Origin of the sequence: Methylobacterium aerolatum (assembly GCF_022179085.1) — a bacterium.
Lineage (GTDB): Bacteria > Pseudomonadota > Alphaproteobacteria > Rhizobiales > Beijerinckiaceae > Methylobacterium > Methylobacterium aerolatum.
The window spans coordinates 116585-131267 of the sequence record NZ_BPQE01000031.1 but is presented as its reverse complement, the minus strand read 5'-3'; the positions used below and the strand labels follow the sequence as shown (position 1 = coordinate 131267).

At 68.1% G+C, this 14683-nt stretch carries 12 protein-coding genes; 5 read left to right on the top strand and 7 right to left on the bottom strand.

Annotation, left to right across the window (positions count from 1 at the left end; genetic code table 11):
- Positions 1–372: 372 nt before the first annotated feature.
- The 3 genes from xoxF1 to xoxJ all read left to right on the top strand — a co-directional run bounded on the left by xoxF1 (position 373) and on the right by xoxJ (position 3776).
- Positions 373–2178 (top strand): lanthanide-dependent methanol dehydrogenase XoxF1, encoded by a 1806-nt coding sequence (xoxF1, locus tag MFF06_RS19590; protein ID WP_238207118.1) that lies wholly within the window; start codon positions 373–375, stop codon positions 2176–2178.
- A 132-nt stretch (positions 2179–2310) separates the two neighbouring features.
- Positions 2311–2919, top strand: a complete 609-nt coding sequence (locus MFF06_RS19585; RefSeq protein ID WP_238207116.1) for a c-type cytochrome, methanol metabolism-related — start codon at positions 2311–2313, stop codon at positions 2917–2919.
- A gap of 53 nt (positions 2920–2972) precedes the next feature.
- Entirely contained in the window at positions 2973–3776 is an 804-nt protein-coding gene (gene xoxJ / locus MFF06_RS19580) for a rare earth element methanol dehydrogenase accessory protein XoxJ (RefSeq protein WP_370876618.1), read from the top strand.
- A 138-nt stretch (positions 3777–3914) separates the two neighbouring features.
- Here xoxJ and MFF06_RS19575 read toward each other — a convergent pair whose 3' ends face one another.
- The 4 genes from MFF06_RS19575 to MFF06_RS19560 all read right to left on the bottom strand — a co-directional run bounded on the left by MFF06_RS19575 (position 3915) and on the right by MFF06_RS19560 (position 9064).
- Positions 3915–4736, bottom strand: a complete 822-nt coding sequence (locus MFF06_RS19575) for an enoyl-CoA hydratase/isomerase family protein (RefSeq protein WP_238207112.1) — start codon at positions 4734–4736, stop codon at positions 3915–3917.
- A 132-nt stretch (positions 4737–4868) separates the two neighbouring features.
- Entirely contained in the window at positions 4869–6092 is a 1224-nt protein-coding gene (locus MFF06_RS19570) for a CaiB/BaiF CoA transferase family protein (protein ID WP_238207110.1), read from the bottom strand.
- Positions 6093–6096: 4 nt separating this feature from the next.
- The gene (locus MFF06_RS19565) at positions 6097–7389 is read right to left on the bottom strand and encodes an MFS transporter (RefSeq protein ID WP_238207108.1); all 1293 of its coding nucleotides are present in this window, start codon (positions 7387–7389) and stop codon (positions 6097–6099) included.
- Positions 7390–7813: 424 nt separating this feature from the next.
- Complete coding sequence (locus MFF06_RS19560) at positions 7814–9064, bottom strand: MFS transporter (protein ID WP_238207106.1); 1251 nt, start codon at positions 9062–9064, stop codon at positions 7814–7816.
- 567 nt (positions 9065–9631) lie between these two features.
- Here MFF06_RS19560 and MFF06_RS19555 point away from each other — a divergent pair.
- On the top strand, positions 9632–10585 hold the full coding sequence (locus tag MFF06_RS19555; RefSeq protein WP_238207104.1) for a L,D-transpeptidase: 954 nt from the start codon (positions 9632–9634) through the stop codon (positions 10583–10585).
- A gap of 132 nt (positions 10586–10717) precedes the next feature.
- Here MFF06_RS19555 and hemW read toward each other — a convergent pair whose 3' ends face one another.
- The 3 genes from hemW to rph form a co-directional block, all read right to left on the bottom strand.
- Complete coding sequence (gene hemW / locus MFF06_RS19550) at positions 10718–11893, bottom strand: radical SAM family heme chaperone HemW (protein WP_238207102.1); 1176 nt, start codon at positions 11891–11893, stop codon at positions 10718–10720.
- Positions 11894–12034: 141 nt separating this feature from the next.
- Complete coding sequence (gene rdgB, locus MFF06_RS19545) at positions 12035–12658, bottom strand: RdgB/HAM1 family non-canonical purine NTP pyrophosphatase (RefSeq protein ID WP_238207100.1); 624 nt, start codon at positions 12656–12658, stop codon at positions 12035–12037.
- The gene (gene rph / locus MFF06_RS19540; protein WP_238207098.1) at positions 12655–13368 is read right to left on the bottom strand and encodes a ribonuclease PH; all 714 of its coding nucleotides are present in this window, start codon (positions 13366–13368) and stop codon (positions 12655–12657) included. Before rph ends, rdgB begins: the two co-directional genes overlap by 4 nt.
- 160 nt (positions 13369–13528) lie before the next feature.
- Here rph and hrcA point away from each other — a divergent pair, with 160 nt between their 5' ends.
- A complete protein-coding gene (gene hrcA, locus MFF06_RS19535; protein WP_238207096.1) occupies positions 13529–14584 on the top strand; it encodes a heat-inducible transcriptional repressor HrcA in 1056 nt (351 codons plus the stop codon).
- Positions 14585–14683 lie beyond the last annotated feature (99 nt).

The following is a 14683-nucleotide window of genomic DNA, read 5'->3' as shown; positions in this document are numbered from 1 at the left end:
GCGGTCGGCCCGTCGCGGAAGATGGCGAGAAGAAAGAACCAAGCTTTTTGGCGCGATGCACCATCGGCCGGTGCAAAGCAAAAGCCAGAAAATGCTTCAGTGATGACAAAGCGTAACCGCGCCGCGGCGGCTGTTGTGCCAAAAACTGCGTGTTGACGGCGCTCAAAAATCTCTTAAGGTCCGTCCCAGCTTCGGTTTCGAGGAGACCTCCTAAGGGGATGGGAGGTCTCTGGCCGGTGATCGAAAGATCTCCGTCACCCAAACTGCCCGCTATCGAGGCTCTATCCCTGTAGCGAAAGTGTCAGGTCGAAGATCAAAGGATATCGCTACTGGCGTGTCCGGTGACTTTTAATGACTTGTCGGAGGAATTCCATGAGAGCGGTACATCTCCTCGCCCTTGGCGCGGGCGTTGCAGCCGTCGCTGCACCGGCGCTCGCCAACGAGAGCGTCCTGAAGGGTATTGCCAACCCTGCCGAGCAGGTGCTGCAGACGGTCGACTACGCCAACACGCGCTTCTCGAAGCTCGACCAGATCAACAAGGACAACGTGAAGAACCTCCAGGTGGCCTGGACGTTCTCGACCGGCGTCCTGCGCGGCCACGAGGGCGCCCCGCTCGTCGTCGGCAACGTGATGTACGTGCACACGCCGTTCCCGAACATCGTGTACGCCCTCGACCTCGACCACGACGCCAAGATCCTGTGGAAGTACGAGCCCAAGCAGGACCCGTCCGTGATCCCGGTCATGTGCTGTGACACGGTCAACCGTGGTCTCGCCTACGCCGACGGCACGATCCTCCTGCACCAGGCCGACACCACCGTCGTCTCGCTCGACGCGAAGACCGGCAAGGTGAACTGGTCGGTCAAGAACGGCGACCCGGCCAAGGGTGCGACCAACACCGCGACCGTTCTCCCGGTCAAGGACAAGGTCATCGTCGGCATCTCCGGCGGCGAGTTCGGCGTGCAGTGCCACGTCACCGCCTACGACCTGAAGACCGGCAAGCTCGTGTGGCGCGGCTACTCGGAAGGCCCGGACGACCAGATGCTGGTCGACCCGGAGAAGACCACCGAGCTCGGCAAGCCCGTCGGCAAGGACTCCTCGCTGAAGACCTGGGAAGGCGATCAGTGGAAGACCGGCGGCGGCTGCACCTGGGGCTGGTACTCGTACGACCCCAAGCTGAACCTCGTGTACTACGGCTCGGGCAACCCCTCGACCTGGAACCCGAAGCAGCGCCCGGGCGACAACAAGTACTCCATGACCATCTGGGCGCGTAACGCCGACACCGGCGTGGCCAAGTGGGTCTACCAGATGACGCCCCACGACGAGTGGGACTTCGACGGCATCAACGAGATGATCCTCACGGATCAGAAGATCGACGGCAAGGAGCAGCCGCTCCTGACCCACTTCGACCGTAACGGCTTCGGCTACACGCTGAACCGTGAGACCGGCGCCCTCCTGGTCGCCGAGAAGTTCGACCCGGTGGTGAACTGGGCGACCAAGGTCGACATGGACAAGGGCTCCAAGACCTACGGCCGTCCGCTCGTCGTCGCCAAGTACTCGACCGAGCAGAACGGTGAGGACGTGAACTCCAAGGGCATCTGCCCGGCGGCCCTCGGCACCAAGGACCAGCAGCCTGCTGCCTTCTCGCCGAAGACCAACCTGTTCTACGTTCCCACCAACCACGTCTGCATGGACTACGAGCCGTTCCGGGTGACCTACACCCCGGGCCAGCCCTACGTCGGTGCGACCCTCTCGATGTACCCGGCCCCGAACTCGCACGGCGGCATGGGTAACTTCATCGCCTGGGACGGCGTGAACGGGAAGATCAAGTGGTCGAACCCGGAGCAGTTCTCGGTGTGGTCGGGTGCTCTCGCCACCGCCGGTGACGTGGTGTTCTACGGAACGCTGGAAGGCTACATCAAGGCTGTCGACGACAAGACCGGCAAGGAGCTCTGGAAGTTCAAGACTCCGTCGGGCATCATCGGCAACGTGATGACCTACCAGAACAAGGGTAAGCAGTACGTGGGCGTCCTCTCGGGCGTCGGCGGCTGGGCTGGCATCGGCCTCGCGGCCGGCCTGACCGACCCGAACGCCGGCCTCGGCGCGGTGGGTGGCTACGCGGCTCTGTCGCAGTACACCAACCTCGGCGGTCAGCTGACGGTCTTCGCCCTGCCGAACTAATCGGCCGCAGTCTGGAAGACATAAGGGGTGTCGGCGCGGGCTTCCGCGCCGGCACCTTTATGATATGAACGCTTTCAAGGGGTCTCTGCCCGAAGGGAGACGGAAAGACCCTAATCAAGGGAGACGAGCACGTTGCTTCACCTCAGCGCCATCATCACGCGGCCTGTTCTGGCCGCCCTCGCCCTAGCGACCGTGTCCGCGGTCGCCGTACATGCTGAGGATGCCAAGTCCGATCCCGCTCTCGCCAATTCCATCAACAAGGACGACAAGACCGCCGAGAGCGAGCCGGACCTCCTGAAGAAGAACGCCGCCGTCAAGGTCGAGGACGGCAAGTATCTGGATTCCGAAGGTCATCCGACCTTCCACATCACGGACAACGGCAAGAAGCTCGACTGGTACAGCTACTCCGGCTACCGCCGTTATCACGCCGAGTGCCACGTCTGCCACGGCCCGGACGGCATGGGCTCCACCTACGCGCCGGCCCTGAAGGATTCGCTGAAGCACCTCTCCTACGAGGAGTTCGTCGGCATCCTTGCGGGCGGCAAGCAGGATGTCAGCGCCTCCGAGCAGAAGGTCATGCCGGCCTTCGGTGATAACAAGAACGTCATGTGCTACTCGGACGACCTCTACGTCTACCTGAAGGCCCGCGCCTCCGGCGCCATCGGCCGCATTCGCCCGAGCGAAAAGGAAGACAAGCCCGAGACGGCGAAGAAGGCCGAGAAGGAGTGCATGGGCAGCTAATGGCCCACGCCTTCACGCAAGCGCACAAGTTCGCGGTCCTCTGCGCCCTGTCGATGACGGTGGCGCAGGGGGCTGCCGCGCAGCATTTGCCGGATACCGTCACGACAGACGTCCTGCGCGTCTGCGGCGATCCCGGCAACATGCCGTTCTCCGAGCGCAAGGAGGACGGCTTCGAAAACAAGATCGCGGCGATCATCGCCGACGAACTCAAGGTCAAGGTCCGCTATTACTGGCTGACGCAGGGTCCCGGCTTCGTGCGGAACACCCTCGGCACCGGCCTGTGCGACCTCGTGATCGGGCAAGCCTTCGGCAGCGACCTCGTCCAGACCACCAACCCGTATTACCGGTCCACCTACACCATCGTGACCCGTGCCGGCGAACTGGACGGTATCGCCGCCCTCGACGATCCCCGCCTCAAGGGCAAGAAGGTCGGCGTCATCGCCGGAACGCCGCCGGTCAACCGGATGGGGGAGGTCGGCCTTGTCTCCTCGATGAAGGCCTACGCGCCCTACGCCCTCGATCCGTCGCGGAAATATCAGACCGTGTCGGCGGAGGTGATCGCCGATCTGGCGTCGAAGGACATCGACGCGGCCGTGCTCTGGGGGCCGGCGGCGGGCTGGCTCGCCAAGCAGAGCGGCACGCCCATGGTCGTCACGCCCCTGCTCAAAGAGCCGGAGCGCCCGCCCATGGCGTATCGCATCGCGATGGGCGTGCGGCTCGGCGAGAACGACTGGAAGCGCTCGCTCAACAACGTCCTGCGCAAGCGCCGCGCCGACATCGAGAAGGTCTTGCGCGACTTCGACGTCCCGCTGCTCGATGAGGACGACAACAAGTTGGCGACGCCGGGCGAGCAATAGCCAGCCCGGCCTCGGTTTACCTCTTCTCGACCGCTTTCGTCATCGCGAGCGACAGCAAGGCAATCCAGGGCGGTGGGCCCTTCCAGACTGGATCGCCTCGCTCCGCCCGCAATGACGGAGATACGTGGGACGCGCGGTTCAGCGCCCCTGCCACCGAGGCGGGCGCTTGGCGAGGAAGGCTTCCATGCCCTCGCGGAAATCCTCGCTCATGTAGCATTGCAGGATGAGGTCGTCCCCCGGATGGGACTCGCCCTCCACGGCGGGATCCTCCGAGAGGCGGCGCAGGCCTTCCTTCGTGGCCTGCATCGTCAGCGGCGCATGGCCCGCCAGCAGGGTGGCCAGGGCATCGACCCGGGCCGTGAGCGCGGCGAGATCCTCGACGACCTCGCCGACGAGCCCGATGGCGAGGGCCTCCTCCGCCCCGAGGAGGCGGGCGGTGAAGATCATGTCCTTCACCCGCGCGGGTCCCACGAGGTTGGAGAGCCGCTTGAGGTTGCCGAGGCTGAGGCAGTTGCCCAGGGTCCGGGCGATGGGAAATCCGAAGCGCGCATCCTGGGTGGCGATGCGCAGGTCGCAGGCCGCCGCGATGGCCGCGCCGCCGCCGGTGCAGGCTCCGGCGATGGCCGCAACGGTCGGCACCCGCACGCGCTCCAGCGTGCCGAGCACCTTGTCCATGAACCGCTCGTAGCCCAGCGCGTCCTCCGGCGTCTGGAAGCTGCGGAACTGCGCGATGTCGGTGCCCGCCGCGAAGGCCTTTTCGCCCGCCCCGGTGATGACGAGCACCTTGACCGAGGGGTCCGCGGCGATGGCCTCGCAACTGGCGATAAGGCCCTGGTACATTGCGAAGGTGAGCGCGTTGCGGGCCTGCGGGCGGTTCAGGACGATGCGGGCGATGCCGCCCTCGTCCGTGCTGAACAGCAACTCGTCGGCCGCGGCAGCGGTCGGGGTCTGAGCGTCCATCGGGGCCTCCGCCAGAGCATCCTCAGCCGGGCCGGAGACCGGGTCGGCCGAGACGATGCGACAATCACACAAGGCTGGCGCGTCGCCCGCGATCCGAAGATCGAGGACGGCACGCGGGGTCGCGATCAGGGATCAGGCGAGGGTCTCGCGCACGATGCCCCGGGCGATCAGGTCGTCGATCGCGGCGGCATCGTATCCGGCCTCGGCGAGAATCGCACGGGAATGCTCTCCGAGGAGCGGCGCCGCGCCGTGAACCCGTCCCGGGGTCGCCGAGAACTTCACGGGCAAGCCCAGCGTCTTCATCCGGCCCACGCGGGTGTGCTCGACCTCCACCACCATCTCCCGCGCCAGAGTCTGCGGATCGGCGTGCATGGCGGCGACGTCGAGGACGGGGCCGGCCGGCACGCCCTCGGCCTCCAGGCGCGCCAGCCACTCCGACGAGCCGCGTGTGGTGAAGGCGGGGGCGAGGGTCGCGGCCAGCTCCTCGCGGTGGCTCATGCGGTCGCGGTTGGTGGCGAAGCGCGGATCCTCCGCGAGGTGCTCCATTCCGAGCGCCGTCAGCAGTTTGGTCCAGTTCTTCTGGTTCGCCGCGCCGATGGTGATCCAGCCGTCGGCGGTGGCGAACGCCTCGTAGGGGGCGTTGAGAGGGTGGGCCGAGCCCATCGGGCCGGGGGCGACGCCGGTCGCCATGGCGATGGCCGATTGCCAGTAGGTGTGGGTGATCCCCGCCTCGAACAGCGAGGTGTCCACCACCTGTCCCTCGCCGGTCTTCAGGCGGCGGGTGTAGGCGGCGAGCACGCCCATGGCGGCTAGGATACCGGCGGTGATGTCGGTCACCGGGGGGCCGCACTTCATCGGCGGGCGGCCGGGTCCTTCCCCTGTCACCGACATCAGCCCGCTCATGCCCTGGGCGACCAGATCGAACCCCGCCCGGTCGGCATAGGGGCCGGAGCGGCCGAAGCCCGAGAGCGAGCAATAGACGAGGTGGGGAAAATCCTGGCGCAGGGTCTCGTAGCCGAGGCCGAGGCGCTCCATCGTCCCGCCCCGGTAGTTCTCGATCAGGGCGTCCGCACCGGACAGGAGCCGTCGCAGCACCGCGATGCCGTCGGGTGCCTTCAGGTCGAGGCTGAGCCCGCGCTTGCCGCGATTCATCATCATGTAGGCGGCGCTCTCGCCCTCCAGGGCGGGCGGGACGGTGCGGCGGGTGTCGTCCCCCTCCAGCTTTTCGACCTTGATGACCTCCGCGCCCATGTCCGCCAGCATCAGCCCGCAGACCGGGCCGGCCATGATGTGCGCGAGCTCGATGACCCGCATCCCCTGAAGAGGGCCGTCGTGCCCCGCGCCGTCGCCTGCCATCCGCTCACTCCCCCGCCGGAACGCCGGCGACGCCCCGGGCCGCCGTCTCCGGGGGATCGACGAATTCGCGCTCCGGGTGCATCGTGAAGGCCAGTGCGGCGCCGAGCAAGCACAGGCCGATGGAGCCGATGAAGGGGAGCGTCCAGCTGCCCGTCTTGTCGACGATGAAACCGAAGACGATCGGCGAGACGATCGCCGCCAGCGCCGAGCCGGTATTCATCAGGCCGCTCGCAGTGCCGGCGTATTTCGGGGCGATGTCCATGGGCACCGACCAGATCGGGCCGATCACCAACTCGGCGAAGAAGAAGCCGGAGGACAGGAGCAGGGCCACCAGGGTCAGGTCCTTGGTGAAGAAGACGCCCGTCAGGCTCGCCGCCGCGCCGAGGAACCCGATGACGATCACCGTGAGCCGGGCGAGCTTCACGTTGCCGGTGCGGTGGCCGATGGCGTCGCTCAGGAGACCGCCCACCGTGTCGCCGACCACGCCGGCGAAGAAGACCCCGGAGGCGAAGAGCGCGGAGTTCTTCAGGTCGAGCCCGTAGCTCTCCTTGAAGAAGGTCGGCAGCCAGCCGAGGAACAGCCACAGGGTCCAGCCGTAGCAGAAATAGGTGATCGAGACCGGCAGCATCCGGCGGGTGAGGGCGCCCCACGGCACGGTCTGCTTGGCGCCGACCTTGCGCGGCGGGGGCAGGGTGTCGAGTTCGGCCTGCGTGATGCGGGCGTGCTCCGAAGGGTCGTCGCGGAAGTAGGCGTACCACACGATCACCCAGACGAAGCTCACGCCGCCGAGCACATAGAAGCTCACCCGCCAGCCGAAATGGTAGATCAGGAAGGCCACGATGGGCGGCGCGACCGCGTTGCCGAAGCGGGCGAAGGCGTGGGTGATGCCCTGGGCGAAACCGCGCTTGCCCGGCGCCGTCCAGTTCTGCATCGCGCGCGTGGCCGTCGGGAAGGTGGCGCCCTCGCCGAAGCCGAGGAGTACGCGGGCCAGGAACAGGCTCACGAGACCGCCGACGAAGCCGGTCAACACCGTCGCGGCCGCCCAGATGAGGCCGCAGACCATGAGCGTCCGCCTGGCGCCGAACCGGTCGCCGACCGAGCCGCCGATCACCTGGAAGATCGCGTAGGGATAGGCGAAGGCCGAGAGCATCAGCCCGAACTCGGTCTTGGACATCCCGAGGTCGGCCATCATCACCGTGCCGGCCGTCGCCAGGTTCACCCTGTCGAGGTAGGTGATGAAATACATCAGGCAGAGCAGGCCGAGCACGCCGTTCGTGGCGCTCACGCGCTTCATCATCGCCCGTCCCTCCCGAGCGACCCAGGCCCCGGAGCGCCTGCGCCGTGGCGACTCCGTCCGTGCGGGCCGCCGTTTCTAATACGTTATTCAAACGGGTCGCGGCGGCGTTGGCAACCGCCATTCTCGGTCCATGCCTCGGCATCGTCGCGGGCCGAGACGAGGTGAGGGCACGTCCCGCCCCGAAGGTCACCGCGAACGATGCGAAGACGTGTCCAGGGATGCGGGGGTCTTGCCGGGTCGGTCGGCCCCCTCGGCGTCGGTGCGAGCGCGGGCCGAAGCAACCACGGTCGGGATTTTGCGAATGTCCCGCACGGTCCTCGATCGGGGTCCAGGCCGCGCGCCGATCGCGAACGTGGTTGGGAGCGCCAGACATGCGAATGGGGGCCACGGGGCCCCCATCCGGTCGATCACGTCTGAAAAGCCCTCACACCGTGGCGGGATGCAGCTTGCCCGTCTCGACCTCGGCCGGAGCGGTAAGGGCCTTGCCGCGCGGGCCGACCCAGCTGCCGACCCAGTTCCGCTGCCACAGGAAGAGGCAGCCGAGCACGATGGCGGCGAAAGCCGCGTAGATCACGAAGCCGGTGGCGAAGTGACCGGTGTATTGCTTCGAGAGGCCCATCACGTTCGGCAGGATCGCGCCGCCGAGCGCGCCGACCTCGCCGATCATCGAGCCGGCCACCGCCGTGTTGGTGGGCCAGCGCAGGGGCACCAGCTGGAACAGCGCGCCGTTGCCCGCGCCGAGCGCCGCGAAGCAGAACATGAACAGGATCGTCGTGGCCGCGAGGGACGGCGTCGCCGTCAGGCCGAGGAAGGCCGCCACTGCCGCCAGCAGCACCACCGACAGCACCGCCACGCCGCCGAGCTTGTCGGCGAAGTAACCGCCGACGATGCGGATGCCGGAGCCCATCAGCGCTGCCAGCATGGTCAGGCGCCCGGCCTCGACCTTGGTCACCGCGAACTGCTCGTAGAAGAAGGTCGGCAGGAAGTTCGAGAGGCCGATGAAGCCGCCGAAGGTGATCACGTAGATCAGCGAGAAGGCCCAGCCGTCCTTCGTGAACAAGCAGGAGACATGCTGCTTGAAGGTCTGGTCGTGGCAATCCGGCGGCTCCTTCGCCAGCAGGATCATCACCGCGATGGGGAGCAGCATCACGACGCCCGCGAAACCGTACACGGCCTGCCAGCCGTAGATCTGCGCCAGCGGCGGAGCGAACAGCACGGCGAGCACGGTGCCGGAATTGCCCGCCCCGGCGATGCCCATGGCGAGGCCCTTGTGCTCCGGCGGGAACCAGCCAGAGCCGAGGGAGAGGGCCACGCCGAAGGAGGCGCCCGCGATGCCGAGCAGCACGCCCATGGCGAGCACGTCGTTGTAGGAGGACACGAAGAAGAAGCCGTAGGCCATGGCCAGGACGATGATGCCCATCTCGGTCAGCGCGGCGTTCTTGCGGCCGATATACTGGGCGAGCACGCCGAGCGGGAAGCGCATGATGGCGCCCGCGAGGATCGGCAGCGAGATCATGAAGCCGGTCTGCGCCGGGGTGAGCTTGTAGGTCTCGGTGATGAACGGGCCCATGGCGCCGTTGAGCACCCAGATCGCGAAGCAGAAATCGAAGTAAAGAAAGGCAGCGAACAATGTCGGGGGGTGACCCGACTTCATCACGGTCTTGAAGCTGGCCATGGTCGAGGTGCTCGTCAGAGTTTGCAGGCCGTCACGCGGCCGCACATGCCGGGGGGTCCGGACTCACACCGTCCGCTGCGCGGGGCGCCGTTGCCCCGCATGCCGCTCTCGGAGGGCGGCAGACGAGGCCTAGCGAAAGCCGTGCCAGCCTTGTCTCGACGCCGGATCGAGGAGACGCGCGGCGAGGCGCCCTGCGAAGTTTCCGCCCCGTCTTCGCGCATGCAGACACGCAATCGAGGAAGGCAGATCCTGTCAGGGCGTGGCGCATCCCCGGATTGCTTCGCGTGGATCGCAATGCCGACGGAGGCCCCTGATCGCGACATGCCCTCCGTGCGGGCAGGCTTTGCCGCAGGAACGGGCGCTGCCCCTCAACTTGCGGCAGTGACGCCACAGGTGGCGACGAAAGCCCTGCGAACGGCGCGGGGGAGGGGACCTGTGGCCCGGATCGCGCTTGGCGAGGGACGGGGGATTTCGTAAGCCACGGGGAAGCTTGGCATGATCGCCGACCCCGCGCAGTCCTCGCACGCCGGCCGCGATCCCCCTCCGCTTGTCCAGGAAAGTCCGACGATGTCCGCCCCGATCCGCATCCTCCTGCTCGCCGGCTTCGCCGTCTGCACGGCGGCCGCCCCCGCCCTGGCCCAGGGCCGCTCCGCCCTCGTCGATCCCCGCGCGGATGCCGACGCCGACCGGCTCTACCAGGATCAGAACGGCGCCTTCTACATCCGCCGGGGCGACCGCTACATTCCCTATACCGGCCGCATGGAGTTCGGCCGCGCCGTGTTCGACCGGCAGCCCGCCGTCTCCGCGCCGGCGGCCCAGCCGGTCCCCGCGCCGGTGACGCAAGCCCCGCCGGCCCGGCAGGCCGCCCTGGTGCAGCCCGAGGCCTCGGGCGATCCCGCCCTGTCGCCCATCGAGGCCGCCAAGGCGAAGGCCGTGCTGCGGGTGCCCGACAACGGCCCGATCGACTACGCCAAGGCTTATGGCCCGATCGAGGACGACGTCTTCCCGGTCCGCGCCTTCGACTACAAGCGCATGAACCCGGCCTATCTCCGCCAGGAGATCGCCTATAACGGCCCCTACGAGCCGGGCACGATCATCGTGGACCCGCGCGCCCACCAGCTCACCCTGGTGCAGGAGGGCGGCCGCGCCCGCCGCTACGGCGTCGGCGTGGGCAAGCAGGGCTTTTCGTGGTCCGGCACCGCGACCGTGAACTCCAAGCAGGCGTGGCCGGATTGGTACCCGCCGAAGGAAATGATCGCCCGCAGCCCGAAGCTCGCCGGCGAAGTCGACAAGCTTCAGAGCGGCCTGGGTGTCTCCGGCGGCCTGCGCAACCCGCTCGGCGCCCGCGCCATGTACCTGTGGCAGGGCAACAAGGACACGCTGTTCCGTATCCACGGCACGCTGGAGCCCTTCTCCATCGGCAAGAGCGTGTCCTCGGGCTGCATCCGCATGATCAATCAGGACGCCATCGACCTGTTCAGCCGGGTGAATGTCGGCGCCAAGGTCGTGGTGCTGAACTAGGCAAGAGCCGTCATCGCGAGCAACGCGAAGCAATCCAGGCACGGGCGACGTCCCAACAGGACGCGCTCGTCTGGGACCAAGAGGGCTTCACGGGTGTCTGGGCGGGTGAACGGGACGCAGTGATCCTTTCGGCTACTTCGCCAGTTCCGCCACCAGCGCGTTGAGCACCGGCGCGCCCGCCGCTGTGGCGGCGATGCGGCCGTCCTCGCGACGGGCGAGCAAGCCGTCCTCCATCAGCGTGGCGATCCGTCCGGCATCGAGGGGACGGCCCTTGAGTGCGGCGTAGCGGGCGGGATCGATCCCCTCCGTCAGGCGGAGGCCCATCACCAGAAACTCGTCGGCCTGCGATCCGGGATCGATGGTCTCGGTCTCGGCGATGCCGTGGCCCCGCGCCTCGACCTGGCCGAGCCACGCTTCCGGCCCTCGCTCCGTGACGGTTCCGAGGCGGCCCTCCGCCGTCACCAGCCGTCCATGCGCGCCCGGCCCGATGCCGGCATACTCGCCGTAACGCCAGTACAGCAGGTTGTGGCGGGCCTCCGCCCCCGGCCTCGCGTGGTTCGAGATCTCGTAGGCCGGAAGCCCGGCCGCATCGCAGACCTCCTGCGTGACGTCGTAGAGGGCGCGGCCGGTTTCCTCGTCGGGCGTGGCAAGCTTGCCGGCGGCCGCGAGACCGAAGAAGGGCGTGCCCGGCTCGATGGTGAGTTGGTAGAGCGAGAGGTGCTCGGCAGCGCGGTCGATCGCCTCGCGCAACTCGCCCCGCCACGCGGCGGGGCTCTGGCCGGGCCGGGCGTAGATCAGATCGAAGGAGGTTCGGGCGAAGGTGGATTGGGCGATGCGGATGGCGGTGAAGGCCTCCTCCGCGTTGTGCAAGCGGCCGAGGGTCTTCAGCGAGGCGTCGTCCAGCGCCTGCACGCCGAGGGAGACGCGGTTCACCCCGGCATCCCGGTAGCCCCGGAAGCGTCCCGCCTCGACGCTCGACGGGTTGGCCTCCAGCGTCACCTCCGCGCCGGGCACGACGTTCCAGTGGCGGGCGACGGCATCGAGCAGCCCCGCCACCGTCTCCGGCCGCATCAGCGAGGGCGTGCCGCCGCCGAGGAAGATGCTCGTGACCTCACGGCCCGGCACGCGGGCGGCCACGTGCGCAATCTCCGCCCGGAAGGCGGCGAGGAAGCGCGCCTCGTCCACGCCGGCGTGGCGGACATGGCTGTTGAAGTCGCAATACGGGCACTTCGCCGCGCAGAACGGCCAGTGGAGGTACACGCCGAAACCCGCATCGCGGGTGGGGTGGTCGGGAACAGGGGGCGTCATCACGGGGGTTTAGCAGACCGGCTTCGCCGTCACACCGTCAGGCTGGCTCCGGTGCATCGATCCAGTCGGCGGCGTCAGCCGAGACTGGATCGATGCAATACCAATGAGCGAGTGCAGACACGCATGAACGACGTGAGTGCGTCACTGCACGAGGCATTCCCGTGCCAGGAGGACGAAGGCCCGGGCACGGTGGGAGAGGCCGGTCCCCTTCTGCCAATCGACGCCGTGCTTCTCCTGCGCGGTCATCTCGCCAAAGGTCCGGGTGTGACCCTCCGGCTGGAACAGCGGGTCGTAGCCGAAGCCCGCGTCGCCGCGCGGCTCCACCACCTCGCCGAAGACCCGGCCCTCGAACAGCTCGGTATGACCGTCGGGCCAAGCGAGCATCAGGGCCGAGACGAAATGCGCACGGCGGTTCTCTGCCCCGCGCTCGGCGAGTTCGGAAAAGATCCGGGCCATCGCGCCGGAGAAATCCTTGTCCGGCCCGGCCCAGCGGGCGGAGAAGATGCCCGGGGCCCCGTCCAGGGCATCGACGCAGAGGCCGGAATCGTCGGCGAAGGCCGGCAGACCAGTGGCCTGCGCGGCGGCGTGGGCCTTGATCGCCGCGTTCTCGGAGAACATCGTGCCGGTCTCGTCGGGCTCCGGCAGGCCGAGTTCGCCGGCCGACACCGCCTCGATGCCGAAGGGCGCGAGGAGATCGCGCATCTCGGCGAGCTTGCCGGCATTGTGGGTGGCGATGACCACCTTGCCCGTCAGACGGCGCCTCACGCGATGGCCTCCTTCTGCAGGGCGACGAGGCGCTCGATCCCGCCGCGGGCGAGGCCGAGGAGTTCGAGGAGCTGCGCCTCGGAGAAGGGTTCCATCTCGGCGGTGCCCTGCACCTCGACGATGCCGCCCTTGCCGGTGAGGACGAAGTTGGCATCCGTGTCGGCGGCCGAATCCTCCTCGTATTCGAGGTCGAGGACGGGCACGCCCTTGTAGATGCCGCAGGACACGGCGGCGACGTGGTCGCGCAGGGGATCGACGGAGATCATCGAGCGGGCGTGCATCCAGGCGAAGCACTCGTGCAGGGCCACCCAGGCGCCGGTGATGGCCGCCGTCCGGGTGCCGCCATCGGCCTGGATCACGTCGCAATCCACCGTGATCTGCTTCTCGCCGATGGCGGACAGGTTGGTTACGGCCCTCAGGCTGCGGCCGATGAGGCGCTGAATCTCCTGCGTGCGGCCGGAGGGCTTGCCGGAGGAGACCTCGCGCCGGGTGCGCGAATGGGTCGCCCGGGGCAGCATGGAGTACTCGGCCGTGACCCAGCCCTTGCCGGAGCCGCGCAGCCACGGCGGTCCGCGCTCCTCCAGGGAGGCCGTGCACAGCACCTTGGTGTTGCCGAAGCTCACGAGGCACGAGCCCTCGGCGTAGCGCGCCACGGCGCGCTCAAGGGTCACGGGCCGCAGGGCGTCGGCGGCGCGGTTCGAAGGCCGCATGAGGGCCCCTTTCGGTTCGAGATGTGTGGGCGGGGCTCTTAGGCCGCACCGTTCCGGGGAGCAAGCGGCGGATTGATCCCGAGGCCGAGGCCGGACATGATTGCCGCAAGGATCGCAACCCGTGTCAGATTTGAGTTCCGTCATCCCCCAAGGTCCATCGATGCAGGCTCTGGCCGCCCTCAACGAGCGCGCCCGGGAGATCTTCCGCCAGATCGTAGAGAGCTACCTCACGACGGGTGAGCCCGTGGGCTCGCGCAACCTCGCGCGCATCCTGCCCATGGGCCTGTCCCCGGCCTCGATCCGCAACGTGATGGCCGACCTCGAACATTCCGGCCTGATCTATGCGCCCCACACCTCGGCCGGGCGGCTGCCCACCGAGCAGGGCCTGCGCTTCTTCGTGGACGCGATGCTCGAACTGGGCGACGTCGGCCAGGACGAGAAGACGCGGATTGAGGCGCAGATGCGCTCTGTCGCCTCCCGCCACACCTTCGAATCGGCCCTGACCGAGGCGTCCTCCCTGCTCTCGGGGGTGTCGCGCGGCGCCGGCGTGGTGCTGACCACCAAGGCGAATGCCAGCCTGAAGCACGTCGAATTCGTGCGGCTCGACCCCGAGCGCGCCCTGGTGATCCTCGTCTCCGACGACGGCAGCGTCGAAAACCGCCTGCTCGACCTGCCCCCCGGCCTGCCCGCCGGGGCGCTTCAGGAGGCCACCAACTACCTCAATGCCCGGCTCTCCGGCCGAACCCTCGGGGCGCTCCGGGCCGAGATCGAGGCGGGCCGTCTCGCCAAGGCCCGGGAACTCGACGAATTGACCGAGCGGCTGGTCGATGCCGGGCTCGCCACGCCGGTCGGCCCGTCGGAGGCGCGCCAGCTCATCGTGCGCGGCCAAGCCAACCTCCTCGACGACCTCCGCGCGGCCGAGGATCTCGAACGGATCCGCCTGCTCTTCAACGACCTCGAGACCCAGAAGGACGTGATCGACCTCCTCGCCCGGGCGGAGAAGGGGGAGGGGGTGCGGATCTTCATCGGCTCCGAGAACAAGCTCTTCTCCCTGTCCGGGTCGTCGCTGATCGCCGCGCCGTTCCGCGACGGCTCTCAGAAGATCGTCGGCGTGGTCGGCGTCATCGGGCCGACCCGGCTGAACTATGCGCGGATCGTGCCCATGGTGGACTACACGGCCAGGGTCGTCTCCAGCCTGCTCGACGGCAGCCGGTAGGACGTTCGCAGCATCCCCTGGCGCCTCGCTGACGCCCGCTAGGCCGGGCACGGAGGGGCCTTCCGTCACCGGCGGCGTGACAGGATCGGGCGCATAGCC

Coding starts and splice junctions, on each gene's coding strand:
- xoxF1 (WP_238207118.1), top strand. CDS start 373: ATGAGAGCGGTACATCTCCTCGCCCTTGGCGCGGGCGTTGCAGCCGTC.
- xoxJ (WP_370876618.1), top strand. CDS start 2,973: ATGACGGTGGCGCAGGGGGCTGCCGCGCAGCATTTGCCGGATACCGTC.
- MFF06_RS19575 (WP_238207112.1), bottom strand. CDS start 4,736: ATGGACGCTCAGACCCCGACCGCTGCCGCGGCCGACGAGTTGCTGTTC.
- MFF06_RS19570 (WP_238207110.1), bottom strand. CDS start 6,092: ATGGCAGGCGACGGCGCGGGGCACGACGGCCCTCTTCAGGGGATGCGG.
- MFF06_RS19565 (WP_238207108.1), bottom strand. CDS start 7,389: ATGATGAAGCGCGTGAGCGCCACGAACGGCGTGCTCGGCCTGCTCTGC.
- MFF06_RS19560 (WP_238207106.1), bottom strand. CDS start 9,064: ATGGCCAGCTTCAAGACCGTGATGAAGTCGGGTCACCCCCCGACATTG.
- MFF06_RS19555 (WP_238207104.1), top strand. CDS start 9,632: ATGTCCGCCCCGATCCGCATCCTCCTGCTCGCCGGCTTCGCCGTCTGC.
- hemW (WP_238207102.1), bottom strand. CDS start 11,893: ATGACGCCCCCTGTTCCCGACCACCCCACCCGCGATGCGGGTTTCGGC.
- rph (WP_238207098.1), bottom strand. CDS start 13,368: ATGCGGCCTTCGAACCGCGCCGCCGACGCCCTGCGGCCCGTGACCCTT.
- hrcA (WP_238207096.1), top strand. CDS start 13,529: ATGCAGGCTCTGGCCGCCCTCAACGAGCGCGCCCGGGAGATCTTCCGC.